Consider the following 23,450-nt stretch of genomic DNA (forward strand, 5'->3'; position numbering starts at 1 on the left):
GTATTCCTCCTAATCCTCGGACAGCCAGCTGCGTAGCAATTTAGCAAAGTCTTCTGGTTTATCTTTTGCCATTTTTTCAAGCTGATTTTTTCTCACCATTTCTTCTGTTTCTGGCTCAGTATCGATATCAGGAACATGGATTGGTGTACGTTCATCAAACTCAAACTCTTCTTCCTCTTCTTTTCTTCGCTTACGTACGAGAAGAATGATGAGAGCGATAATGGCGAGTAGTAGCACACCGCCAACAATATAAACCCAAATCGGAATATTGTTTGAAGGGTTTTCTGCTGCCGTTTGCTGTTTACCGTCTAATTTTGATACAGATAAAACGATTTTGTTATCTAAGTCTGCTTGAGTGAGCGCTTGACCGTTTGTGTATTCTTTATCAATCGATGTACTGATGATGGTTGAAAGAATTTTTTTGATATCATCCTGCCTTTCAGCAGTTAATGAGTTCGGATCGTTTGCAGTAGGCGGTTCAACCAGCGCCTGAATGCCAACGTCTCTGATTTTATAAGGACTTTCTTTGATATCTTTATGAATGCGGTTGACTTCATAATTGATACGATCTTCGCTCTTTTCGTAATCTCCGCTTCCATTCGTTCCATCGGCACCTTGATAATTTGTGACATCATCGTCACCTGTTCCAGCGGTGCCTCCAGCTGCTGCGCCATTACCTGAATAAGTTTCAGCAATCTTTTCAGCGCTGACAGCAATTCCTTGCATGTTTTCTTGATCAACTGGTTCGACAAGATCTTCTTTTCTTTTTTCTTCAGTAAAATCAATGTCTGTAGTGACCGATACGGCAACTTTCTCTTGACCCATCATCGTTCCAAGCAGCTGTTGAATTTTTCGTTGAAGATTCTTTTCAATCTCCTCTTTTTTCTGCTGCTGTGCATCCATTCCACTTGCATAGGAATCTGAGCTGCTGTTTAAGTCATAGTAGTTGGAATCTTGGTCCATAATGACAATGTTTTCTGTTTTTAAATTCGGCACACTTTTTGAAATAAGATGATAAAGGCCTTTTACTTGTTGCTGAGTAAGCGTGTAGCCTGGTTGAACTTGCAGCACAATTGATGCTGATGCATTACTTTGCTCTTCTCCAACAAAAACGGAATCTTTTGGCAGGTTAATCATAACCTTTGAATCTTTAATCCCATCAATCGTGTTGATCAGATTGGATAGTTCTGTCTGAGTTGCGTCTACTTTCAGAACATCAAATTCATTATCTGTTAAACCGAAGCCGGAATTGTTCGCAAAGAAGGAGTAATCAATATTCCCCGTTTTAGGAAGTCCTTCTGATGCAAGTGTTACTTTTAAAGTGTCCGCTTGCTTTTCTGGAACTAAAATCGTCGTTCCGTTATTTGCAAGTTCCGATTTAACGTTTTTGCCATCCAGTTCCTGTTTGATTTGTCCTGCTTCTGCCTCAGACAAATCTCTAAACAACGGAACCATTTTTTCAGAAGAAGCAAAGATGCTAACAACCGTAATAATGATTGCTAGGGCAGCTACGCCGCCAATCATGAGTATTTTTTGTAATTTTGATCGATTTCGCCAAAACTCAACTGTTTTTGTTCTTAATTGCATTAAAGTACGATTCATCTTAACCCCCGGTCATTCCATTCAGTCTATTTTTTGTCCACCAGCACCTCCTACATCTGCATTCTCATAATCTCTTGGTACGCTTCGACTGCTTTATTCCGAAACTCGGTTGCAGCTGTGAGTGTCACACTCGCTTTTTGTGAAGCAATCATGACTTCATCGAGATTGACATCTTTCCCTTGTGCGAGAGCATTCGTATACTGGTCTGATTTCAGCTGTGATTGATTTAATGCCTCAATGGAATTCTTCAGCACATCAGAGAAATTCGTTTGACTTTTAGGTGAAGCCGCCTGCACAGACGATGCATTCGTCAATTCACTTGCTTGCTGAGCGGTTTGAAGCTGGAAAGGAGATATTGCGTTAACCAATTCTTTTCACCTTACTTTCCTATTTCTAAAGCTTTCATCAGCATGCTTTTATTCGCATTCAGCGCAGTCACGTTTGCTTCATATGATCTTGAGCTGCTGATGAGATCAACCATTTCCTTTAATGGATCAACGTTTGGTGTTTGAACATATCCATTTTCATTGGCATCGGGATTTGTAGGATCATATTGAAGGTTGAATGGAGTTTCGTCTTCAGTAATTTTCGTTACTTTGACGCCGTTTCCTAATTTGCCGCTCGAATTCATGCTTGAGTTCAATATAGATGAAAATGATTCACCTGACGGCTGTAATGTGACGAGCTTGCGTCTATAAGGCTCCCACTCGCCATCAACCTGTTTAGCTCTTGTTGTATCCATATTCGCAAGGTTAGAGGATACAACGTCCATTCTGAGCCTCTGTGCTGTTAATGCTGAGGCCGAAGCGTTAACGCCTGAAAAAATTGACATCACTTACCTCCTGTCAAAACTGTTTTAAGAGAATTGAACTTTCCGCTCATTCTTTCAACCAACGCATTATACTGAATTTGGTTTTTAGCGAGTTCACTCATCTCTTGATCAATATCGACATTATTTCCGTTTTCTTGATAAGAAGTACGGTTACTCGAAACAACTGAATAATTAGACCCTGTTTTAGAAAAATCAATGTGACCTTGGTATGTTTTTTTAGCATCTAATTTGATTGACGCATCATTTAGCATGTCGTGGAATGCAACTTTTTTAGACTTGTAGTTCGGTGTGTCTATATTCGCGATATTATTGCTTATGACTTTTTGCTTAACATTCGCTCTGCCCAAGGCATTCTCAAGGTTGCTTATCGTTCCAGAAAATATATCCAAAACCATATACCTCCAATCATATGTATTTCATTCCATTTAATCATGTCGAGATTTGTAAAACCATATGTTCATTGTAAGAAATAATAGGATTAAAGTCTATGATGTAATTGTAAAAAAAACTCGTAATATATATCTATTTTACGAATAGGTATAAAGACCTAGATTCAAAGCACTACAGAATTGTAAGGGGTTTCTTGGAAAAAAGAGTGTCATTTTTCGGACAAATCCTCTTTTTTTATACAAAAAAACCCTTTTCAGCGTTTATTTCGGCCGAAAAGGGGTTTTTGATTAGTGAGATTTTAAATTTTCAAGTTCAATTAAAAATTTGTTGTTTAATACTTTAATGTAAGTTCCCTTCATTCCAAGAGAACGAGATTCAATAACGCCTGCACTTTCTAATTTACGAAGTGCGTTTACGATCACTGAACGAGTGATTCCTACACGGTCAGCAATCTTACTTGCCACAAGCAGCCCTTCGTTTCCATCAAGTTCTTCAAAGATATGTTCAATCGCTTCAAGTTCACTGTATGAAAGAGAGCTGATCGCCATTTGAACAACCGCTTTACTTCTTGCTTCTTCTTCAATTTCTTCCGCTTTCTCACGAAGAATCTCCATTCCAACAACTGTTGCGCCGTATTCAGCAAGAATTAAATCATCATCTTTGAATGTATCTTGCAAACGAGAAAGGATTAACGTCCCTAAGCGGTCTCCGCCTCCGATGATTGGTACAATCGTTGTCAAACCTGATTGGAATAAATCACGGTTCTCAATCGGGAAAGCTGTGTACTCACTATTGATGTCAAGGTTTGAAGATGTTTCAGGGACATTGAATAAGCTTTTTGTATATTCTTCAGGGAACTGACGATCTTCCAGCATTTTTTTCATACGTGCATTTTCAATCTGCTGGTTAATGGAGTAGCCAAGAAGCTTCCCTCTTCTGCTTAATACGAAAATGTTTGAATCAATGACATCTCTCAGTGTTTCTGCCATTTCTTTAAAATTAACCGGTTTCCCCGCTGCATCTTGCAGCATCGAGTTAATAATCCTTGTTTTTTGTAGTAACGCCATAATAATGATCCTCCTAGATTACTTTATTCATTTGTTAAAGTATAAATTGACTTAAATCTTTGTTATTTGCAATCTTTCCTAGCTTCTCTTCTACATACTGAGGGGTAATAGTCACTGTTTCCATTGTAATATCAGGCGCCTCAAATGAGAGCTCTTCTAGCAGCTTCTCAAGTATGGTGTGAAGCCTTCTTGCACCGATGTTATCCGTCTCCTGATTGACGTGATAAGCCACTTCGGCAATCTTATGAATAGCATCGTCAGAAAATTCAAGAGATATACCTTCTGTTTCAAGTAAAGCCTTATATTGCTTTAATAACGCGTTATCTGGTTCCGTTAAGATTTTCACAAAGTCTTCTATACTTAATTTATCTAATTCTACACGGATTGGGAAGCGCCCTTGAAGCTCTGGAATCAAATCCGAGGGTTTCGCCATATGAAAAGCGCCTGCTGCTACAAATAGAACATGATCTGTTTTCACAGCCCCATACTTCGTCATCACAGTGGAACCTTCTACAATCGGTAAAATATCACGTTGAACCCCTTCACGAGAAACATCTGCAGACGATGCACCACCGCTTTTGGCAATTTTATCGATTTCATCGATAAAGATGATTCCTTGCTGCTCTGCTTTTTGCACGGCTTCCTGACCGACTTCATCCATATCAATCAGTTTTGAAGCTTCCTCAGCAGTTAACGCTTTTCTCGCTTCTCTGACGGTCAGCTTTCTGCGTTTTTTCTTTTTAGGCATGAGATTGCTAAGCGCATCCTGCATGTTCATACCCATTTGCTCCATACCCGAGCCTTGAAGCATATCAAACATGGAAGGCTGCTGCTCTTCAACTTCAATCGTGACGTAATGGTCTTCAAGTTCACCCATCGCCAGCTGGTGCGCAATGCGTTTTCTCGTCGACTCAAGCTCTACTTCTTCACTTGAGTGATCTCGATCACTTTCATCAGCATCAGAACCACCAAACAGCATCTCAAAAGGATTTTTCACAGACTGACTTTTTTTCTTTCCAGGAACAAGTAGATGAACAAGCCGTTTGTTTGCTTGTTTTTCCGCTTCTTCTTGAACATCCTTCATTTTTTCTTCTTTGACTATTCTGATTGCTGTTTCCACTAAATCTCTGACCATTGATTCTACGTCACGTCCGACATATCCAACTTCAGTAAACTTCGTCGCTTCCACTTTAATGAAAGGTGCACCAGAAATCCTTGCAATTCTGCGGGCAATTTCTGTTTTCCCCACACCTGTCGGACCAATCATTAAGATGTTTTTAGGAACGACTTCATCCTTTAGCTTATCATGTAAAAGACTTCTTCTGTAACGGTTTCTTAAAGCCACCGCCACTGCTTTTTTCGCATCAAGCTGACCAATAATGTACTGATCAAGCTTTTCAACTATCTCTCTTGGGGTGAACGGCTTTTTCTCCATACGTCTCATGTCCTTTCTATTCAAGCTCTTCTAAAGTGATTTGATCGTTCGTGTAGACACAGATTTCTCCGGCCGTTTCAAGAGCCGCCTTTGCAATCTCTCGAGCTGAGAGATGGTCACCTGCATGTTTTTTGAGTGCTCTCCCGGCGCTAAGCGCGTAGTTACCGCCTGACCCGATAGCCAAAATGCCATCGTCTGGCTCGATGACCTCTCCTGTTCCAGATACGAGCAGGATGCTTTCTTTATTCATGACGATCAGCATGGCCTCAAGCTGTCTGAGCATCTTGTCACTTCGCCATTCTTTCGCCAGTTCTACAGCTGCTCGTTTTAGGTTACCACCGTATTCTTCAAGCTTCGTTTCAAACTTCTCAAAGAGTGTAAATGCATCTGCAACTGAACCAGCAAAACCTGCGAGTACTTTGCCTCCGAAAAGACGGCGCACTTTTTTTGCTGTGTGTTTCATGACGACAGCCTGCCCAAAAGTGACTTGACCGTCTCCAGCCATCGCACTTTTTCCTTTATGTTGAACGGCAAAGATTGTGGTTGCATGAAATGATGACATGAAAAAACCTCCTTTTAGGATCGTTTAAAAGCCCTTGGGTGATGAGACATGTACGTTTTTCTTAAAGAATCTTTTGATACATGCGTGTACACCTGTGTTGATGATAAATTTGAGTGACCGAGAAGTTCTTGAACACTTCTTAAATCCGCTCCCTCGTTTAAAAGATGCGTAGCAAAGGTGTGCCTTAACATGTGAGGATGGATATGTAATGTGCCAGATGCCTTTTTCATTAATTCAGTTAGAATGAATCGAACGCCTCTGTCTGTAAGAGGAGCTCCGCGCTGATTCAAAAACACATGTGAATCAGCACGATCCTTTCCCTTCACTTTCAGCTTCTGCCTTCCATCCTCTAAATATGTGGAGAGCGCTTCATGTGCATAAGAGCCGAAAGGTACATACCGCTGTTTGCTGCCTTTCCCATGAACAAGCACTGTATCCATCGATAAATCAAGATCAGATTCTTTTAATGAACATAACTCACTGACCCTCATACCTGTTGCATAAAGAAGTTCTAAAATGGCTTGATTTCTTTGACCAAGCGGTGTATTTACATCAGAAACTGTAAATAGCTCTTTTAGTTCCTCTTCATACAAAAATGAAGGAATTCGCTTATCCTGCTTTGGTAAGCTAACGAGTAAAAAAGGATTTTCTTTCACAAGCTGTTCTCTTAATAAAAATTTATAAAAGCTGCGAAGTGCAGAGACTTTCTTACTAATCGTTCTTCTTGTAAGGCCTTTTTCATAAGCTTCTGTTAAATAAATTCTCGTATCTTGATAGGATACCTCTTCAAAACCGTCTATTCCTTGAATGTTCATAAATCTGACAAACTCTTCAATCGCCTCAGTATAACCTGAGATCGTTAAAGCTGAATAGTTCTTTTCAATCTGCAAATATTCAATGAATAAGTGGACAAGACGCTGTTTATCTGTCATTTTTACACCTCTTTAAGGCTTTTAAATGGTATCACATATCTTGCTTCCCGTGCAATGTTTTACTACAGAGATTTCGAAATAGTTTGAATAGTTTCGATTGCGCGTTTAGCGTACTCTGCATAGCGCTCTTGTTTGTTTTTAATTCGAACGCCAAGATCTTTCAGCAAGCCAAAGTTTGCATTCATCGGCTGGAAGCTTTTCTTGTTTGTTGATGTGATGTAGTAAGCCATACTGCCAATCGCTGTTTCTTCTGGAAGTGTCACAAGCTCTTCTCCTTTAACAAAACGAGCTGCATTGATTCCAGCCACTAGTCCTGAAGCCGCAGACTCAACATATCCTTCAACACCAGTCATTTGTCCGGCAAAGAATAAGTCGTCTCTATTTTTAAATTGATACGTCGGTTTTAGAAGGCTTGGCGAGTTAATAAATGTATTACGGTGCATCACACCATAACGAACAATCTCTGCCTCTTCAAGACCTGGGATCAAACGGAATACTTCCTTTTGATCGCCCCATTTTAGATGTGTTTGGAAACCAACAATATTATATAAAGTACCTGCTGCATCATCCTGTCTTAATTGAACAACAGCATAAGGTCTTTTTCCTGTTTTCGGATCTTCAAGTCCAACTGGTTTCATCGGTCCAAAGAGCATGGTTTTTTTCCCTCTTTTGGCCATGACTTCAATGGGCATACAGCCTTCGAAGAAGATTTCTTTTTCAAACTCTTTTAACGGCACAGTTTCAGCCGAAATGAGCGCCTCATAAAAACGATCGAATTCTTCTTCTGTCATCGGACAGTTTAAATAAGCCGCTTCCCCTTTATCATAACGTGATTTCAAATACACTTTATCCATATCGATGCTGTCTTTCTCGAGGATCGGCGCTGCTGCATCGTAGAAATATAAATACTCTTCACCTGTTAAAGATTTTAATTCTTTTGAAAGTGCTTCTGATGTAAGAGGACCCGTTGCGATAATCGTCGGACCTTCTGGAATGCTTTGCACTTCTTCTTGAAAGACGGTCACATTCGGGTGATTTTTCACACGGTCTGTGACGTTCGCTGCAAATTCATGACGATCTACTGCAAGCGCTCCACCAGCAGGAACCGAGCTTTCATCTGCTGCTGCGATGATTGCTGAATCTAAATGACGCATTTCTTCCTTTAAAACACCTACTGCGTTCGTTAAAGCATTCGCACGCAATGAGTTACTGCATACGAGCTCCGCAAATTTATCAGTGTGGTGAGCTGGTGTTTGTTTGACAGGTCTCATTTCATACAGATGGACTTTAATTCCGCGCTTGGCAATTTGCCATGCCGCTTCACTTCCTGCTAAACCTGCTCCGATCACATTTACAAATTGACTCATTGTACAACTCTCCTATTTCGTAAGTTCTATTTGATGACATAAAAAAGCAGGTGAACAAGGCTGCTCACCGCTATTTTTGTTGTTCCTCTTTATAATCACAGTTCACACATTGAACTTGAATGCCTTTTTTCAGCTTTTTCTCTACAAGCATATTTTCGCATTTTGGACACTTTCTTTCAATTGGTTTGTCCCAAGAGACGAATTCACACTCTGGAAAACGATCGCAACCGTAAAAAATGCGGCGCTTCTTAGATTTCCGTTCAACGATATTTCCTTCGTGACAAGTCGGGCATTTGACACCAATATCTTTGACAATTGGTTTTGTGTTACGGCAGTCAGGGAAATTAGAGCATGCCATGAACTTACCGTATCTCCCCATTTTGTACACCATTGGATGACCACACTCTTCGCAATCAACTCCGGCGTATTCAGGCTCGATCTCAACTTCCTGCATCTCTGCTTCTGCTTTTTCTACCCGTTTTGCAAAATCTTGATAGAAACTGTCGATAATGCGTACCCATTCAATCGTACCTTCTTCAACGCTATCAAGTTCTTTTTCCATTTTCGCAGTAAATTCTACGTTAATGATTTCAGGGAAGAATTCAATAATTAAGTTGAGCACAATCTCTCCAAGCTCTGTTGGAATAAACCGTTTGTTATCAAGTGCCACGTAGCCACGCTTTTGAATGGTATCTAATGTTGGTGCATACGTAGATGGGCGGCCAATACCTAGCTCTTCAAGGGTTTTGACAAGTCTTGCCTCAGTGTAACGTGGAGGCGGCTGCGTGAAGTGCTGCTCTGGTTCAATATCTTTTGAAAGAACGGTATCTCCCTCTTTCAGATCAGGAAGCATTTTGTCCTTTTCTTCTAACTGGTCGTCCTTCCCTTCAACATATACTTTCATAAATCCAGGGAATTTCACCTTACTTCCATTTGCACGGAAAGTAAGTCCGTTATTTTCAAGATCCACACTCATTGTATCAAGAACAGCTGGTGCCATTTGGCTTGCCACAAAACGTTCCCAAATCAATTTATAAAGACGAAGCTGATCTCTACTTAGCACATGTTTGACATCTGCTGGTTTTCTTAGCGTAGAAGTCGGACGGATGGCTTCGTGAGCATCCTGTGCATTTTCGTTCTTTTTGGCAGTACGTTTTGTTGTATTCAAGAAATTCTTGCCGTACGTTTGATCAATGAAAGCAGATACTTCTTCAATTGCCGTATTGGAAATACGTGTTGAGTCCGTTCTCATATATGTAATGAGACCTACTGTACCTTCTTTACCAAGATCAATTCCTTCATATAATTGCTGTGCAATCATCATCGTTTTCTTCGCACGGAAGTTTAGTTTTCTCGCTGCCTCTTGTTGTAAGGTAGATGTTGTAAACGGAACAGCTGGGTTGCGTTTACGTTCTTTTTTCGTCACTTTTTCAACAGAAAACTTGCTTCCTTTTAATTTCGAAAGGATTTCTTTTACATCTTCTTTTGTTTTTAGCGGATGTTTTTTGCCATTTACGCCAAAGAAACTCGCTTCAAAACTTTCTTTCCCTTTTAGGAAGGTGCCATCAATTGTCCAGTATTCTTCTGGTTTGAATTCATTAATTTCATTCTCGCGGTCAATAATCAGGCGGAGTGCAACTGATTGAACACGACCGGCGCTTAAGCCCTTTTTGACTTTCTTCCATAAAATCGGGCTGATTTTATATCCAACGAGACGATCTAAAATCCGTCTTGCCTGCTGCGCATCAACCAAGTCCATATTGATCATACGTGGATGCTTAAAGGAATCTTTAATTGCATCTTTTGTAATCTCGTTAAAGACTACGCGGCAATCCGAAGAGAGGTCAAGGTCAAGGCTGTGAGCTAAATGCCAAGCAATCGCTTCTCCCTCTCTGTCGGGGTCAGCTGCGAGATATACTTTTTTTGCTTTCTTCGCTGCTGTTTTTAATTCTTTTAAGACTGGACCTTTTCCTCGAATCGTAATATATCTCGGTTCGAAGTCATGCTCAGTGTCAACACCAAGCTGACTTTTCGGTAAATCCCTTACGTGCCCCATTGAAGCCTTTACTTTATACTTTTTTCCTAAATAACGCTCAATCGTTTTCGCCTTTGCTGGCGACTCAACGATGACTAAATAATCAGCCATACTCAAAATCCCCCTTAAGAGGTGTTCTCTCTTTATCCATTTCACAAATTTATATTTATGTTAATTGCACCTATCTAACAGGCAATCGTTAAAAATTCTTTATGATGAACATCATTATAAACACGAAAAACAAAGTGTAAACTTAAATCCTCACTATTATTAAATATTCCGATGTCTTTTGTCAAACGATATTTTTATGGGAGTTCAGTATATTGAACACCGCTCAAGGAGAATTCCTCTAAAATATCCTTCGTTGAATGAACAAGCTTGGCACCTTGCTGAATCAGTCTAGCTGGACCTATAGAATTAGAATCAAAGATCGATCCTGCAACAGCAAACACTTCTTTTCCTTGCTCTAATGCCTGGTAGGCTGTAATAAGCGAACCGCTCTTTTCTTTGCACTGGACCACGATGGTTCCTCTTGTCAAGGCACTAATTAATCGGTTTCTCATTGGAAAATGCCATTTTTCTGGTTTGATATAAGGCGGATGCTCTGACAACAGTAAATGATGTTCTCCCATATATTGAGCCATTTGCACATGTTCTTTTGGATATACATGTTGAAAACCGCCAGCTACAACACCAATCGTTTTTCCTTTTTTTCTTATGCACTCTTTGTGTGCAAGTCCATCAATTCCTTTTGCTAAACCGCTCACAATCATCCAATCTTCCTCTACAAGTTCTCCAACAATTTTCTTCACGCACGCTTCTCCATAAGAGGTTGGCACTCGTGTACCTACTACACCTAAACTTTTTTCTTCATTTAAATAGGTAACGTTTCCTTTTAGGAATAATACTGGGGGAGGATCATAAATGTGTTTTAGTGAGCTGGGATATAAAGGTGATGTGATGGGAATCATGTGAATATTTTGCTTTAAATAGGCTTGAACGATGTGTTGAAAAATGGGGAATTCATTTTCTTCAGCTTGTTGTAAGCGGGTAAAGTCGATCTTTTGTAATGATCGATCCTGTTTGAAATGATGTGTTTCTTCATTTATATATAGCTCAGGATCGACTTTCCACCATTTTGTTAACAAAGAGGGTGAGATGAGGCCTTTTAAGCGGTGAAAAATCATTCTTTCGGACACGTTGTACATACCATTCCTCCAGTTTAAGATAGAAAGAAGAAGACTTGTCAAAGAACAAGTCTTCTTGTGTCATTAATGCGTTTTACAAGCTTCGAAGAGATTCTTCTCTTTTAACACTTTAATTAAGGTTTCTCCCATGACAGATGGTGTCTCTGCCACTTCAATTCCACATTCACGCATTGTTTTTACTTTTTCATCAGCAGTTCCTTTACCACCAGAAATAATGGCGCCAGCATGTCCCATGCGTTTTCCTGGAGGCGCTGTTTTACCGCCAATAAAGCCAACAACCGGCTTGGTCATATTTGCTTTTACCCATTCAGCTGCTTCTTCTTCAGCAGTACCACCGATTTCACCAATCATGATCACAGCATGCGTTTCAGGATCTTCATTGAAGGCTTTTAATACATCAATAAAGTTCGTGCCATTGACAGGGTCTCCGCCAATTCCTACAGCTGTTGATTGACCAACACCAGCCTCTGAAAGCTGATGTACCGCTTCATATGTAAGCGTTCCAGAACGAGATACAACACCAACATGACCTTTTTTATGAATGTAGCCAGGCATGATGCCAATTTTACATTCTTCAGGTGTAATCACGCCAGGACAGTTCGGTCCAACAAGTCTTGTCTTCTTACCTTCCATATAGCGTTTCACTTTAACCATATCCAGAACTGGAATGTGTTCTGTGATACAAATCACTAGATCCACTTCTGCATCAACAGCCTCTAAAATGGCGTCTGCTGCAAATGGTGCTGGTACATAGATAACAGAAGCATTTGCTCCAGTTGTCTGTACTGCTTCAGATACAGTATTAAATACAGGAACTCCCTCTACTTCAGTTCCACCTTTTCCAGGTGTGACACCGCCAACGATATTTGTTCCATACTCAATCATTTGTTTTGTATGGAATAATGCGGTTGAACCGGTAATCCCCTGAACAATTACTCTCGTATTTTTATTAATAAATACACTCATTTAGGTTCCCTGCCTTTCTGCTCTACTTGACTAAAGATACAATCTTTTCTGCCCCGTCAGCCATAGACTCAGCAGAAGTGATATTTAAGCCTGAATCACTCAGGATTTTCTTCCCTAATTCAACGTTTGTTCCTTCAAGACGTACAACGAGTGGTAATGTTAAGCCGACTTGTTTCGTCGCTTCAACAACACCTTCTGCGATGACATCACATTTCATGATGCCGCCAAAAATGTTCACGAAAATCCCCTTGACATTTTGATCAGATAAGATGATTTTAAATGCTTCCGTTACTTTTTCAGCAGTTGCACCGCCGCCAACATCAAGGAAGTTTGCAGGGTCCCCGCCGTAATGCTTGATGATATCCATTGTAGACATCGCAAGGCCTGCTCCATTCACCATACAGCCAATATTCCCATCTAGAGAAATGTAGCTTAGGTCATATTTAGATGCTTCAATCTCTTTTGGATCTTCTTCATCAAGGTCACGGTATTCTAATATATCTTTTTGTCTATATAAGGCATTGCTATCAAAGTTTAATTTTGCATCAAGTGCCATGACTTTTCCATCACCTGTTACAACAAGAGGATTTATCTCGGCAATTGAACAATCCTTTTCAATAAACGCATTGTAAAGGCTTGTCATAAACTTAACAGCTTGACCAACTAATTTTGTTGGAATATTAATTTTAAACGCAACTTCTCTCGCCTGATAGGCTTGGAGACCAATCGCTGGGTCGATGACCACTTTCACGATTTTTTCTGGCGTTTTTTCTGCTACTTCTTCAATTTCAGTACCGCCTTCTTCAGAAGCCATCAAAACAATTCTTGATGTTGCTCTATCCAAAACGAGTCCTACATAGTATTCTTTTTGAATATCGCAGCCCTCTTCAATAAGTAAGCGTTTTATTTCGCGCCCTTCAGGCCCTGTTTGATGTGTGACAAGTGTCTTGCCGAGCAATTCCTCTGCAAACCCTTTCACTTCATCTTTTGTTTTTGCAATTTTTACCCCACCTGCTTTACCACGGCCGCCTGCATGAATCTGTGCTTTTACGACATATACAGAGCTTCCTAGCTCTTCTGATGCTTTCACTGCTTCATCAGGTGTAAATGCTACTTTACCATTTGGAACTGAAACCCCATATTTTCTTAGGATTTCTTTTCCTTGGTACTCATGGATATTCATTTCCCATCCTCCCAACATATGTAGAAACAAAAATTATAAAATAGACTGCGCTTTCATTTTAAAGAATAAAAAAGAGAATGTCTAGGGTTCTATGTAAAATCGTAAAATCCTTCTAAACATTCAAACTTTTATTTTATTAAAAATATAAATTTTTCAGTCAAAACACTTATTTTACCTTATTTTTTCATTTTTTGATCCAATCGATAGATAAATGAAAATATTTCTGCTACAGTATCGTATAACGCTTCTGGGATTTCCTCATCGAGCGTTAAGTGGCGCATCAGTTCTACTAAATTACGGTCTTCTTGAATAGGGACCCCAGCTTTTTGAGCTTCTTCAATAATATGATCAGCCACATAGCCACTGCCTGTTGCAACGACTTTTGGCGCTTTTTGTTTTTCTTCATCATAGTGTAGAGCGACCGCTCTTCTAAGCGGTTTTGAATCTTTCATACTCGTAAGTCCAGCCCTTTCTCGCTGATTTTATGAAAGTGTTCATCTAGAAAGTCAGACGGATCAATTGGCTCTTCTCTCTTTTTCGCTGTAATCCCCGTCAAACTATACCCTAGGGCATTTAAATTCTCTCGAACAGCTGGAATCATTGGATTAATGGTCCCTTGCAGTTCGTGAGCCGTCTCGACTGTAATTGACATCACTTTTTGCTGAATCGTACAGTCTATTAACGTTTCTTCTAAGTTTTCCATGTTTAAATAAAACATTAAACGGCACTGAGAAATATCGATAGAGCCATCTTTTTTCTTATGCCCTTTTAGAATAAAGGTTAAATCTTGAACACTATGTTTTGAGAAAAGCGGGTAAGAAACCATCATTTGACTAACTGTTTGGTTTTCCTGATGCACTAGTAACTGCCCATTTAATCTATGGAATAATTGATCCACTTCTTTTTTTACGGGCTCGGGAACATCAGCTTGCCTTGCATCATTTAAAACCATCTTTAATTGGTGAAGCTCTTGGCTTTTGACATCTTGGCTGCCCTTTTCCAGTAATTTCAGCATCCCAATTTCATCTCGTACACCTATCGCTTTTTTCATCGTCATCAGTAAATCGAGTACATCGGTTTTATTGCTTAATGCTGGTTCAGTCTGCTGAATGACCTTTGCCAATGCGTTCGCCTCTGTTTTTGAAAGAAACGGAAATTCCCTTTGAAGCACGGCTGCCTTTGCGTCAGCCTGTGGCCCTGCCTGCTGGACTACTTGAACCAGTGATGTGAGTTGTTTTACATCAAGCTGCTGCTGTCCGTCTGTACCTTGCTTTGTGATGCTCGTCAGAATGCGTTCTATTTGCTGAAGCGGGAGCTGTTTTGGACTTAATAATTGCTGCACGCTGTTCTGATTCACTGTATCCACCTGTCGCCCTTGTATAGCGGCGGGCTGGCTCTGCTTTGTTTGCTGAGCCGGATTGACATGAGGCTGCACCTGCAAGCTTTCTCCTTGCTTCGTTTGGCCTTCTTTTGCTCCTAGAAGCACCGATAAGAGCTTTTCTGCATGAACGGTTGTCTTAGCATTTACGACCGTACGAACGGCCTGTGTAAGAGCCTGTGTGGCTTCTGAGTGCTTCGGAAGCTGTGTTAATCGATCTAGCAGTGCTGTCACATCCTGATGAAGTGCAGAGGGGGATTTCATCGCTAATATTGATTGGAGCACTCCTTGCTGAATCGGCAAATCTTTCTTTAAAGCAAAAAGAAGTGCTTGCAGACCTTTTTTGATATCCGCGCCTTGAAGTTGTTCAATCCATTTTACTGCCGTTTTTAACTCTGCTTCGTTGATGACCGGTTTTTCTTTTAAAAAGGCTGTAGCTGTTAACATTTGTTCAAGTCCATTTTTAAGCGACAGACCTTCTAGTAGTTTAGCTGCGGCATCCTTTAATGTTTTAGGATCTTGGTCAAATTGCTGAACAGTTCTTAATTTACTCAGGCTGCCTCCACCTTCTTGTTCTAATTGGAACCAATAGAATGAATCGGCTTTAAGCTGAGCCGCTAGCTGCGCTTTTATTTTAGTAGCGCCTATTTGAACAAGCGCTGTATCATCTCCAAGCATTTTTAGTACTTTACCAAGAATGAGCCGGTGAATATTTTCCTTTCCTTCCGTGTTAAGCGGAACAGATTCTGCCGTATTCAGCCGACTATTCAGTGCAGTATGTATATCTTCAACTCTTGTCATCACAGGCAGCCTCCTTGTGTCAATATATTTATGAAATAACAGATTTCACTGGTGCAAATGATAACCGGTGGATAGGTGTGGCGCCATGTGTTTGAATGGCAGCTAGATGCTCTTTCGTTCCATACCCTTTATGTTTTTCAAATTGATACTCAGGGTACTGGCGTCCATACTCTTCCATCATTAGGTCCCTTGTCACTTTGGCAATACATGCACCAGCTGCGATGGATGCGCTTTTAGCATCTCCTTTGATGATATTCTCCTGTTGAGTAGGAAGCGGGAGCGTCATCGCATCTATGAGTAGATAATCAGGTGTGTGAGTGAGCTGCTTTACAGCCCTCACCATCGCCAGTCTTGATGCTTCGTATATATTGATTTCGTCAATCGTTGCCGCATCAACAATGCCGATGCCGATGTCGAGCGCTTCCTTTTGAATGAGCTCATAATAGGTCATTCTTTTTTTCTCAGATAGCTGTTTTGAATCATTTAAACCGAGTAGGACGGTATCTTCTTTTAATATCACAGCTGCCGCAACCACTGGGCCAGCGAGTGGTCCTCTTCCTGCTTCATCTATGCCTGCAATATAAGTGTATCCTTGCGCTTTTGCTTTGGTTTCAAATTGCAGCATTTGCTTCCATGCTGCATGCAGTTCTTGCTGCTTTTCTCTGTCTTTGTTCCATTTGTCCATCAACTTTTGGACACTTTTTCTTGTATCGTCTTTCAATAGTTCACGAATGTATGACTCGTCGTCAGCATGTTGTTCTATTAATTCTTTTATTTGTTTGACCGTGTACATTGGCTTTTCCGCAGCCTCCTTCTTTATATCGGCAGTTTTTCGCAAAAAATAAAGACCCGCATGAGCTGCGTGTCTTTTAGCTTTCAGGCTTCTCAAAAGTGAGGGGACCAAATTTTTCCGTTCGAATATCCCGAATGATGATTTCGGTCGTTTTGTCGTAATTAATGAATCCTCCACTCATCAGACAGCCGCGTTTTGTGCCAATGGCATCAAACAGCTCAACTGTATCTTCAGGTATTTCTGCTAGATCATAGCGTTTTTTTAATCGCTCTGGATAGTGCTCTTCTAAAAAGCGTAGCGCATAAACGGCGACATCCTGCAAGTTGATGATTGAGTCTTTAATCGCTCCGGTGACGGCCAGCCTAAGACCTACTTGTTCATCTTCAAATTTCGGCCAGAGAATTCCGGGGGTATCGAGCAGTTCAAGTTCTTTTCCTACCTTCACCCATTGCTGTGACGTCGTAATACCAGGTCGATCTCCTGTTTTCGCAATATTTTTCTTTGCCAACCGATTGATCAGCGTTGATTTGCCGACATTGGGAATTCCGATAATCAAAGCTCGAATGGCACGCGGCTTAACACCTTTTGCTTTCATTCGATCGAACTTTTCTTTTAAGATTTCTTTTGATGTCGTAATGATTTGATTTAACCCTTGTCCATCGACAGAATTAATGGCAAGCGACCGTACACCTTGCGCTTCAAAGTGTGCCTGCCACTCTTTTGTCATACGAGGATCTGCTTTATCTGCTTTGTTCAAAAGCATAATTTTCGGTTTGTTTTGGAGGATTTCTTCAATCATTGGGTTTCTAGAGGACATCGGAATCCTTGCATCGGTTAATTCAAATACGATGTCGATGAGCTTTAATTTTTCTGTGACTTCCCGTCTTGCTTTTGCCATATGGCCTGGAAACCATTGAATTGTCATATGTGCACCTTCTCTCTTCTAACGGTTGTCTCTATACATTGTACAAAAAAAGAGCCTGTTACAGGTAACAAGCTCTTTCCTTTGATATCATTATCGTCTGATTTCTTTGATACGAGCCGCTTTACCGCGAAGTTCACGTAGGTAGTAAAGTTTCGCACGACGTACCTTACCGTGACGTACAACTTCGATCTTAGCGATTTTTGGTGTGTGTACAGGGAATGTACGCTCAACGCCTACACCGTAAGAGATCTTACGAACTGTGAAAGTTTCGCTGATTCCACCACCACGACGCTTAATTACAACACCTTCAAAGATCTGGATACGCTCACGAGTACCCTCGACAACTTTCACGTGTACACGTAAAGTGTCACCAGGACGGAACGCAGGAAGATCAGTGCGTAATTGTTCTTTTGTGATTTCTTCAATCAATTGTTGCATCGTTTTCAACTCCTTCCAACAGATGCTCATGTCCTCTTTCTTCATTGCAGCGGAACATCGTTTTCAAACTTGAATCGGCAAGCCGTCCAAGTCACAAGTAGTATCATACCACACCTGTATACCTTGTGCAATACAATCTAGTCATTATGAAGCTGCCAAAGCCATCTTTTTTCTTCATCCGTTAATGTTTTGCAAGAATCGATCAAATCTGGCCGTCTTGTATAGGTTCGCTTCAACGATTCTTTACGCCGCCACTCTTCAATTTTGGCATGATTTCCAGAGAGAAGCACATCTGGTACTTTCAATCCTTTATAATCAGCTGGTCTTGTATAGTGCGGATGCTCAAGCAGACCTGTACTAAATGAATCTTCGATATGAGACGCTTCTTTTCCAAGCACATGAGGCAAAAGCCTGACCACACTGTCTGCAATCATCATCGCCGGCAGCTCTCCGCCTGTGAGAACGAAATCTCCGATTGAAATTTCATCTGTGACAAGATGCTCCCTGATGCGCTCATCGTAGCCTTCATAGTGGCCGCAAATGAACATAAGATGCTCTTCTTTTGCAAGCTCTTCTGCTTTCTTTTGTGTATATCTTTCTCCTTGAGGACAAACAAGAATAATGCGGGGCTTCTTGTTTGCTTTTTTCGTTAAATCTTCTACCGCATCAAATACAGGCTGTGCTTTCAGAACCATGCCAGCACCACCGCCATACGGATAGTCATCCACTGTTTTATGTTTATGATCGGAATACTCCCTAAAATTCACGACATCAAATGAGACCGCATCTTTTTCCTGAGCTTTTTTTAAGATCGATGAGTGAAGCACTCCTTCGAACATTTCAGGAAACAGTGTTAAAAAGTCAATTTTCATTCGTCAATGAGTCCTTCCATCACTTCAATGTGTACTTTCTTGGATGAAATATCAACTGTTTTGACGACAGATGGAATATAAGGGATGAGGGCATCTTTTTTGCCTTTTCTTCCAACCACCCATACATCATTTGCCCCTGGCGTTAAAATTTCTTTGATTTGACCAATCAGTTTGTCCTCTTCATCATATACTTCACAGCCGATGATTTCGTGGAAATAGAATTCCCCTTCATCTAATGAACCAAGATGTTCTTTTTCTACTTTTAAAATCGACTCTTTTAATTGCTCAGCTTCATTTAACGAGCCGACTTCTTCAAATGTCAGTAAATCAAATTGTTTGTGCTGTCTATGTGATGCGACAGTCACTTTTAGCGGTTCTTTTTGATTTTGTTTGAAAATATAAAGGACGCTGCCTTTTTTGTAGCGTTCTTCTGGGAAATCAGTCTTTGACACAACACGTACTTCTCCGCGCACTCCATGTGTATTGACGATCTTTCCGACATTCAACCATTCTAGCTCCATGTTCTCAATCACCCCTGACGTATTTCCACAATGGTGCCGTCTTTCACGACGATGACATTGTCTTGCATTTTGTCATCCCATTTATCACCTATTTTTACTTCAATCAGCGCATCCACTTCTGTTTCTTTCATTTCACTGCCAAGAGGCAAGATATGCAGCTGCTCGACTTGAAAATCAATTTGCCTCATTTTCTCTTGTCTTTTTTCAATGGCTTTTTGAAATTGAGGGATGGCTTCTTGCTGATGTGGTTCTTTTTCATGCTTTTTTAGTTGAAAATATAGTTGATTGCATTCACGTTCTAGTCTTTCTTTTTTCTCCAAAAAAGTCGTTAACAGTTTGTCCTTACTGCTTTCAGTTAATACTTGCATGACGGTGACATGTTGAATGATCTGCATCTTCCTTTTTGTCCCCCTATCCGAAGGCATTTGTCCTCTACAGTATAACGAAAAATAGATTTAAACGTGTAAAAAAAGGGGAGGTCCTAAGCCCTCTCCCTTTTTAGTCAGCAATCTCAAGTTGAACTTTCTTAGAAGACTCTGCACTTGCTGCAAACATGACTGTTCGTATCGCTTTAGCTGTACGTCCCTGCTTTCCGATCACTTTTCCGGTATCTTCAGCATTGACAGACAGTGTGTAAATGACCTGCTCATCTTTTTCTAATGAAGATACGTGAATATCTTCAGGGAAATCAACAAGTGGCTCGACGATGGACACAATCAATTCTTCCAAGGACAGCTCATTCATTATTTGCTGTTTTTCGCATTATGAAATTTTTCAAGAATTCCTTGGCTTGAGAAAAGGTTACGAACTGTATCAGATGGTTTCGCACCATTTTGAAGCCATTTAAGCGCTAATTCTTCGTTGATTTTCACCTCAGCTGGTGATACCACTGGGTTGTAAGTTCCAACTGTTTCGATGAAACGACCGTCACGTGGTGAACGAGAATCTGCTACAACAATACGATAGAAAGGAGATTTTTTTGCTCCCATACGTTTTAAACGAATTTTTACTGCCATTTTACTAGCACCTCCGAAAATATTTCAACAAGATAGTATATTAACAATGATAAAAGGGTTTGTAAAGTGTTTTTTCTTAACAACGGTTTTATCATGTATAACCAATTACATAAATGGTAATTTAAAGCCGCCTTTTTTCTTTCCTTTGGACATGTTGGTCATTTGCTTCATCATCTTTTTCATTTCGTCAAATTGTTTTAAAAGGCGATTGACTTCCTGTACAGATGTTCCGCTTCCTTTTGCAATCCGTTTTCTTCGGCTTGCATTGATGACCTCTGGCTGTTCTTTTTCTTCGGTCGTCATTGATTTAATGATCGCTTCGATGTGATTGAGCTGCTTTTCGTCTACTTGGACGTTTTTGAGCCCTTTCATTTTACCGGCTCCCGGCATCATTTGGATCAGTTCATCAAGTGGACCCATGTTGCGAACCTGCCCAAGCTGCTCGAGGAAATCATCGAGCGTGAAGCTCATTGTCCGCATTTTTTGTTCAAGCTCTTTCGCTTTATCTTGGTCAACGTTTGCTTGTGCCTTTTCAATAAGCGTGAGCACATCTCCCATGCCAAGAATTCTTGATGCCATCCGCTCTGGATGGAATGGTTCAATTGCATCAAGCTTTTCACCTAGTGCGGCGAATTTAATCGGCGTATTTGTGACTGCACGAATTGAAAGTGCTGCCCCGCCTCGCGTATCACCGTCTAGTTTTGTCAGAATGACACCTGTTAAACCAAGCTGTTCATTAAAGCTTTTTGCGACATTGACAGCATCTTGACCAGTCATCGAGTCAACAACGAGGAAAATCTCTTCTGGATTTGCGACTTCTTTTACTTTCTGAAGTTCATCCATTAAGTCTTCATCAATATGAAGACGTCCTGCTGTATCTAAAATGACATAATCATGATGTTCTTCTTTCGCTTTTTCAATTGCCTGTTTGGCAATTTCGACAGGACTAACTTGATCACCTAATGAGAATACGGGCATATCAAGCTGTTTCCCAAGCGTTTGAAGCTGCTGGATCGCTGCTGGTCTGTAAATATCAGCGGCCACCATCATCGGCTTGCGATTATGTTTTTTGCGAAGTAAGTTGGCAAGCTTTCCAGTTGTGGTCGTTTTACCTGCCCCTTGAAGACCAACCATCATAATGACAGTTGGAGATTTTTTCGCTACAGCGATTTTACTCTCTTCCCCGCCCATTAATTCAGTGAGTTCTTCTTTTACAACTTTAATGACCTGTTGTCCTGGGGTAAGACTTTGCATGACCTCTTGTCCAACTGCCCGCTCGCTTACTTTTTTCACAAAGTCTTTGACTACTTTAAAATTGACGTCAGCTTCAAGAAGGGCAAGGCGTACCTCGCGCATCATTTCTTTTACATCTTGCTCTGACACTTTTCCTTTGCCGCGGATTTTTGAAATCGTCTGCTGCAGTCGGTCGGCTAATCCTTCAAATGCCATACTGTGCCGCCTCCTAATCTAATTTCTCAAGCGATTCAATTAAAGCTTCTGCTTCTTCCTTTTGCGCGGAATCTGCTACAAGCTCTCTCATTTTTGTGAGAAGTTCTTTACGCTCTTTAAATTTCTTAAACAAGAGCAGCTTTTCTTCATATTGTTCAAGCATCGCTTCAGTCCGTTTAATATTATCATAAACAGCCTGTCTTGATACTTCATATTCATCCGCAATTTCACCGAGGGAAAAATCGTCTAGGTAGTAAAGCGACATGTAGCTCTTTTGTTTTGCGGTCAACAACGATTGATAGAAATCAAACAAGTAGTTCATTCTCGTTGTCTTTTCAAGCGTCATGGGCTCTCTCCCCTTTGTTAAGTTCATTCCCTTTACAACAACTAAGTTTACACGGTTCTGATCTATGTGTCAAGTTTTTATCTTGTCACTTCCTGCGGCGATATTTAAATAAAAATGCCGGCAATTTTGCCGGCATCCCCAGATTGTTGACAAAGGGCTAAAATGAACTTGATTTTAGCCCTTTGTCTTCTTTTCAGCGTGATAGAAAACCTTTGAAGTCTAGGAAGGACGAGTACTGGCGCGGAGCGAATGTCACATTCGTGAGCACCAGCACGCAGGACTGACAAAGAATGCGAGGGTTTGTCTACACGCTGAATGCCGGCAGTTTTGTCGGCATCTTGATTAGTCTTCTTGATCAATGATGTCTGAGAATAATCCGTACACATACGATTCAGCATCGAACTCTTGCAGATCGTCTACTTTTTCACCTAATCCGACAAGTTTTACAGGTATGTTGAGTTCATTGCGAATGGCAAGAACAATCCCGCCTTTTGCAGTACCGTCAAGCTTTGTTAAAGCGATACCTGTCACGTTTGTTACTTTAGAAAATTCCTTCGCTTGCGCCATCGCATTTTGACCTGTTGTCGCATCAAGGGCAAGCAGTACTTCATGCGGTGCATCGGGCACTTCGCGTTCAATGACTCTCTTGACCTTCTCTAGCTCTTTCATCAAGTTGACTTTGTTTTGCAGTCTGCCTGCTGTATCACAGATCAAGACATCTGCTTTTTTGGCTTTAGCTGATTGAACGGCATCATAGATGACCGCTGCCGGGTCAGAGCCTGCTGTTTGTTTAACGACAGGAACACCAGAGCGCTCGCCCCATACTTCAAGCTGCTCAATCGCCCCCGCACGGAACGTATCACCTGCTGCTAAAATGACGGATTTCCCTTCATTTTTTAGCTTGTTTGCCAGCTTACCAATGGTGGTGGTTTTACCGACACCGTTCACGCCTACGAATAAAATAATATTTAAACGGCCGTCTTCAATGTTCAGTTCAGAGATTTGTTCCTCACCACTATTGTAAATCTCCACGAGTTTTTCAGAGATGACTGCTTGTACTTCACTTGGGTCTTGAATGTTTCTTAATTTCACTTCTTTTTTCAGCTCATCAATCAGTTCCATCACAGTCGTGAAACCAACATCAGCACCGATTAACACTTCTTCTAGTTCTTCAAAAAAGTCTTCATCCACTTTACGATAGCGAGAAATGAGTTCATTTACTTTTCCCTGAAACGAATTTCTCGTTTTTTCAAGTCCATCTCTAAACTTTTCTGATACTGAATCGGTTTGCTGCGTAAATTTTTCTTTTAATTTCTTAAAAAAGCTCATTGG

At 40.7% G+C, this 23,450-nt stretch carries 26 protein-coding genes; all 26 read right to left on the reverse strand.

Annotation, left to right across the window (positions count from 1 at the left end; all coding sequences use genetic code 11):
• Positions 1–9 precede the first annotated feature (9 nt).
• Positions 10–1,602, reverse strand: coding sequence for a flagellar basal-body MS-ring/collar protein FliF (gene fliF, locus ACSBQP_RS04875; RefSeq protein WP_017359091.1), 1,593 nt, complete (start codon positions 1,600–1,602; stop codon positions 10–12).
• Positions 1,603–1,652: 50 nt separating this feature from the next.
• Complete coding sequence (gene fliE / locus ACSBQP_RS04880) at positions 1,653–1,970, reverse strand: flagellar hook-basal body complex protein FliE (protein ID WP_435028230.1); 318 nt, start codon at positions 1,968–1,970, stop codon at positions 1,653–1,655.
• An 11-nt stretch (positions 1,971–1,981) separates the two neighbouring features.
• Entirely contained in the window at positions 1,982–2,434 is a 453-nt protein-coding gene (flgC, locus tag ACSBQP_RS04885) for a flagellar basal body rod protein FlgC (RefSeq protein WP_008344813.1), read from the reverse strand.
• A complete protein-coding gene (gene flgB / locus ACSBQP_RS04890; RefSeq protein WP_017359092.1) occupies positions 2,434–2,823 on the reverse strand; it encodes a flagellar basal body rod protein FlgB in 390 nt (129 codons plus the stop codon). The genes flgC and flgB overlap by 1 nt, the downstream gene beginning before the upstream one ends.
• 288 nt (positions 2,824–3,111) lie before the next feature.
• Entirely contained in the window at positions 3,112–3,891 is a 780-nt protein-coding gene (codY, locus tag ACSBQP_RS04895; protein ID WP_041108981.1) for a GTP-sensing pleiotropic transcriptional regulator CodY, read from the reverse strand.
• A 34-nt stretch (positions 3,892–3,925) separates the two neighbouring features.
• The gene (hslU, locus tag ACSBQP_RS04900; RefSeq protein ID WP_057079562.1) at positions 3,926–5,326 is read right to left on the reverse strand and encodes an HslU--HslV peptidase ATPase subunit; all 1,401 of its coding nucleotides are present in this window, start codon (positions 5,324–5,326) and stop codon (positions 3,926–3,928) included.
• A gap of 16 nt (positions 5,327–5,342) precedes the next feature.
• Entirely contained in the window at positions 5,343–5,888 is a 546-nt protein-coding gene (hslV, locus tag ACSBQP_RS04905) for an ATP-dependent protease subunit HslV (RefSeq protein ID WP_007499614.1), read from the reverse strand.
• Between the two features lie 14 nt (positions 5,889–5,902).
• On the reverse strand, positions 5,903–6,820 hold the full coding sequence (gene xerC / locus ACSBQP_RS04910; protein ID WP_007499616.1) for a tyrosine recombinase XerC: 918 nt from the start codon (positions 6,818–6,820) through the stop codon (positions 5,903–5,905).
• 62 nt (positions 6,821–6,882) lie between these two features.
• On the reverse strand, positions 6,883–8,187 hold the full coding sequence (gene trmFO, locus ACSBQP_RS04915; protein WP_007499618.1) for an FADH(2)-oxidizing methylenetetrahydrofolate--tRNA-(uracil(54)-C(5))-methyltransferase TrmFO: 1,305 nt from the start codon (positions 8,185–8,187) through the stop codon (positions 6,883–6,885).
• Positions 8,188–8,257: 70 nt separating this feature from the next.
• A complete protein-coding gene (gene topA, locus ACSBQP_RS04920; RefSeq protein WP_058213783.1) occupies positions 8,258–10,333 on the reverse strand; it encodes a type I DNA topoisomerase in 2,076 nt (691 codons plus the stop codon).
• 194 nt (positions 10,334–10,527) lie between these two features.
• Complete coding sequence (gene dprA / locus ACSBQP_RS04925; RefSeq protein WP_008344822.1) at positions 10,528–11,430, reverse strand: DNA-processing protein DprA; 903 nt, start codon at positions 11,428–11,430, stop codon at positions 10,528–10,530.
• A gap of 63 nt (positions 11,431–11,493) precedes the next feature.
• On the reverse strand, positions 11,494–12,396 hold the full coding sequence (gene sucD, locus ACSBQP_RS04930) for a succinate--CoA ligase subunit alpha (protein ID WP_007499624.1): 903 nt from the start codon (positions 12,394–12,396) through the stop codon (positions 11,494–11,496).
• 22 nt (positions 12,397–12,418) lie between these two features.
• On the reverse strand, positions 12,419–13,579 hold the full coding sequence (gene sucC / locus ACSBQP_RS04935) for an ADP-forming succinate--CoA ligase subunit beta (protein WP_008344824.1): 1,161 nt from the start codon (positions 13,577–13,579) through the stop codon (positions 12,419–12,421).
• A 176-nt stretch (positions 13,580–13,755) separates the two neighbouring features.
• A complete protein-coding gene (locus tag ACSBQP_RS04940) occupies positions 13,756–14,031 on the reverse strand; it encodes a FlhB-like flagellar biosynthesis protein (protein WP_008344827.1) in 276 nt (91 codons plus the stop codon).
• On the reverse strand, positions 14,028–15,758 hold the full coding sequence (locus ACSBQP_RS04945) for a glycosyltransferase (RefSeq protein ID WP_435028231.1): 1,731 nt from the start codon (positions 15,756–15,758) through the stop codon (positions 14,028–14,030). The genes ACSBQP_RS04940 and ACSBQP_RS04945 overlap by 4 nt, the downstream gene beginning before the upstream one ends.
• Positions 15,759–15,786: 28 nt before the next feature.
• Positions 15,787–16,551, reverse strand: a complete 765-nt coding sequence (locus tag ACSBQP_RS04950) for a ribonuclease HII (protein WP_076821715.1) — start codon at positions 16,549–16,551, stop codon at positions 15,787–15,789.
• A gap of 76 nt (positions 16,552–16,627) precedes the next feature.
• Entirely contained in the window at positions 16,628–17,476 is an 849-nt protein-coding gene (gene ylqF, locus ACSBQP_RS04955; protein WP_007499632.1) for a ribosome biogenesis GTPase YlqF, read from the reverse strand.
• A gap of 90 nt (positions 17,477–17,566) precedes the next feature.
• Positions 17,567–17,914 carry a 50S ribosomal protein L19 gene (rplS, locus tag ACSBQP_RS04960; RefSeq protein ID WP_008344834.1) on the reverse strand — a complete coding sequence of 116 codons (348 nt, stop codon included), beginning with the start codon at positions 17,912–17,914 and terminating at the stop codon, positions 17,567–17,569.
• Between the two features lie 137 nt (positions 17,915–18,051).
• Entirely contained in the window at positions 18,052–18,786 is a 735-nt protein-coding gene (gene trmD / locus ACSBQP_RS04965) for a tRNA (guanosine(37)-N1)-methyltransferase TrmD (protein ID WP_007499635.1), read from the reverse strand.
• Complete coding sequence (gene rimM, locus ACSBQP_RS04970; RefSeq protein ID WP_007499637.1) at positions 18,783–19,307, reverse strand: ribosome maturation factor RimM; 525 nt, start codon at positions 19,305–19,307, stop codon at positions 18,783–18,785. Before rimM ends, trmD begins: the two co-directional genes overlap by 4 nt.
• Before the next feature lie 8 nt (positions 19,308–19,315).
• Positions 19,316–19,702, reverse strand: a complete 387-nt coding sequence (locus ACSBQP_RS04975; RefSeq protein ID WP_008344839.1) for a YlqD family protein — start codon at positions 19,700–19,702, stop codon at positions 19,316–19,318.
• A gap of 103 nt (positions 19,703–19,805) precedes the next feature.
• A complete protein-coding gene (locus ACSBQP_RS04980) occupies positions 19,806–20,051 on the reverse strand; it encodes a KH domain-containing protein (RefSeq protein WP_012009937.1) in 246 nt (81 codons plus the stop codon).
• Positions 20,051–20,323, reverse strand: a complete 273-nt coding sequence (rpsP, locus tag ACSBQP_RS04985; RefSeq protein WP_008344841.1) for a 30S ribosomal protein S16 — start codon at positions 20,321–20,323, stop codon at positions 20,051–20,053. The genes ACSBQP_RS04980 and rpsP overlap by 1 nt, the downstream gene beginning before the upstream one ends.
• A gap of 105 nt (positions 20,324–20,428) precedes the next feature.
• Positions 20,429–21,772: a signal recognition particle protein gene (gene ffh / locus ACSBQP_RS04990; protein ID WP_007499640.1), complete on the reverse strand. Its 1,344-nt coding sequence runs from the start codon at positions 21,770–21,772 to the stop codon at positions 20,429–20,431.
• Between the two features lie 13 nt (positions 21,773–21,785).
• Entirely contained in the window at positions 21,786–22,118 is a 333-nt protein-coding gene (locus ACSBQP_RS04995) for a putative DNA-binding protein (RefSeq protein ID WP_008344844.1), read from the reverse strand.
• Positions 22,119–22,460: 342 nt separating this feature from the next.
• Positions 22,461–23,447: a signal recognition particle-docking protein FtsY gene (ftsY, locus tag ACSBQP_RS05000; protein WP_435028232.1), complete on the reverse strand. Its 987-nt coding sequence runs from the start codon at positions 23,445–23,447 to the stop codon at positions 22,461–22,463.
• Positions 23,448–23,450 lie beyond the last annotated feature (3 nt).

Origin of the sequence: Bacillus sp. G402 (assembly GCF_051172515.1) — a bacterium.
In the GTDB taxonomy this organism is placed as follows: domain Bacteria; phylum Bacillota; class Bacilli; order Bacillales; family Bacillaceae; genus Bacillus; species Bacillus altitudinis.

What these genes read in the sequence shown, in the direction of transcription:
- fliF (WP_017359091.1), bottom strand. Translation starts at nt 1,602, where the DNA reads ATGAATCGTACTTTAATGCAATTAAGAACAAAAACAGTTGAGTTTTGG.
- flgC (WP_008344813.1), bottom strand. Translation starts at nt 2,434, where the DNA reads ATGTCAATTTTTTCAGGCGTTAACGCTTCGGCCTCAGCATTAACAGCA.
- codY (WP_041108981.1), bottom strand. Translation starts at nt 3,891, where the DNA reads ATGGCGTTACTACAAAAAACAAGGATTATTAACTCGATGCTGCAAGAT.
- hslU (WP_057079562.1), bottom strand. Translation starts at nt 5,326, where the DNA reads ATGGAGAAAAAGCCGTTCACCCCAAGAGAGATAGTTGAAAAGCTTGAT.
- hslV (WP_007499614.1), bottom strand. Translation starts at nt 5,888, where the DNA reads ATGTCATCATTTCATGCAACCACAATCTTTGCCGTTCAACATAAAGGA.
- xerC (WP_007499616.1), bottom strand. Translation starts at nt 6,820, where the DNA reads ATGACAGATAAACAGCGTCTTGTCCACTTATTCATTGAATATTTGCAG.
- trmFO (WP_007499618.1), bottom strand. Translation starts at nt 8,187, where the DNA reads ATGAGTCAATTTGTAAATGTGATCGGAGCAGGTTTAGCAGGAAGTGAA.
- topA (WP_058213783.1), bottom strand. Translation starts at nt 10,333, where the DNA reads ATGGCTGATTATTTAGTCATCGTTGAGTCGCCAGCAAAGGCGAAAACG.
- dprA (WP_008344822.1), bottom strand. Translation starts at nt 11,430, where the DNA reads ATGTACAACGTGTCCGAAAGAATGATTTTTCACCGCTTAAAAGGCCTC.
- sucD (WP_007499624.1), bottom strand. Translation starts at nt 12,396, where the DNA reads ATGAGTGTATTTATTAATAAAAATACGAGAGTAATTGTTCAGGGGATT.
- sucC (WP_008344824.1), bottom strand. Translation starts at nt 13,579, where the DNA reads ATGAATATCCATGAGTACCAAGGAAAAGAAATCCTAAGAAAATATGGG.
- ACSBQP_RS04940 (WP_008344827.1), bottom strand. Translation starts at nt 14,031, where the DNA reads ATGAAAGATTCAAAACCGCTTAGAAGAGCGGTCGCTCTACACTATGAT.
- ACSBQP_RS04945 (WP_435028231.1), bottom strand. Translation starts at nt 15,758, where the DNA reads ATGACAAGAGTTGAAGATATACATACTGCACTGAATAGTCGGCTGAAT.
- ACSBQP_RS04950 (WP_076821715.1), bottom strand. Translation starts at nt 16,551, where the DNA reads ATGTACACGGTCAAACAAATAAAAGAATTAATAGAACAACATGCTGAC.
- ylqF (WP_007499632.1), bottom strand. Translation starts at nt 17,476, where the DNA reads ATGACAATTCAATGGTTTCCAGGCCATATGGCAAAAGCAAGACGGGAA.
- rplS (WP_008344834.1), bottom strand. Translation starts at nt 17,914, where the DNA reads ATGCAACAATTGATTGAAGAAATCACAAAAGAACAATTACGCACTGAT.
- trmD (WP_007499635.1), bottom strand. Translation starts at nt 18,786, where the DNA reads ATGAAAATTGACTTTTTAACACTGTTTCCTGAAATGTTCGAAGGAGTG.
- rimM (WP_007499637.1), bottom strand. Translation starts at nt 19,307, where the DNA reads ATGGAGCTAGAATGGTTGAATGTCGGAAAGATCGTCAATACACATGGA.
- ACSBQP_RS04975 (WP_008344839.1), bottom strand. Translation starts at nt 19,702, where the DNA reads ATGCAGATCATTCAACATGTCACCGTCATGCAAGTATTAACTGAAAGC.
- ACSBQP_RS04980 (WP_012009937.1), bottom strand. Translation starts at nt 20,051, where the DNA reads ATGAATGAGCTGTCCTTGGAAGAATTGATTGTGTCCATCGTCGAGCCA.
- rpsP (WP_008344841.1), bottom strand. Translation starts at nt 20,323, where the DNA reads ATGGCAGTAAAAATTCGTTTAAAACGTATGGGAGCAAAAAAATCTCCT.
- ffh (WP_007499640.1), bottom strand. Translation starts at nt 21,772, where the DNA reads ATGGCATTTGAAGGATTAGCCGACCGACTGCAGCAGACGATTTCAAAA.
- ACSBQP_RS04995 (WP_008344844.1), bottom strand. Translation starts at nt 22,118, where the DNA reads ATGACGCTTGAAAAGACAACGAGAATGAACTACTTGTTTGATTTCTAT.
- ftsY (WP_435028232.1), bottom strand. Translation starts at nt 23,447, where the DNA reads ATGAGCTTTTTTAAGAAATTAAAAGAAAAATTTACGCAGCAAACCGAT.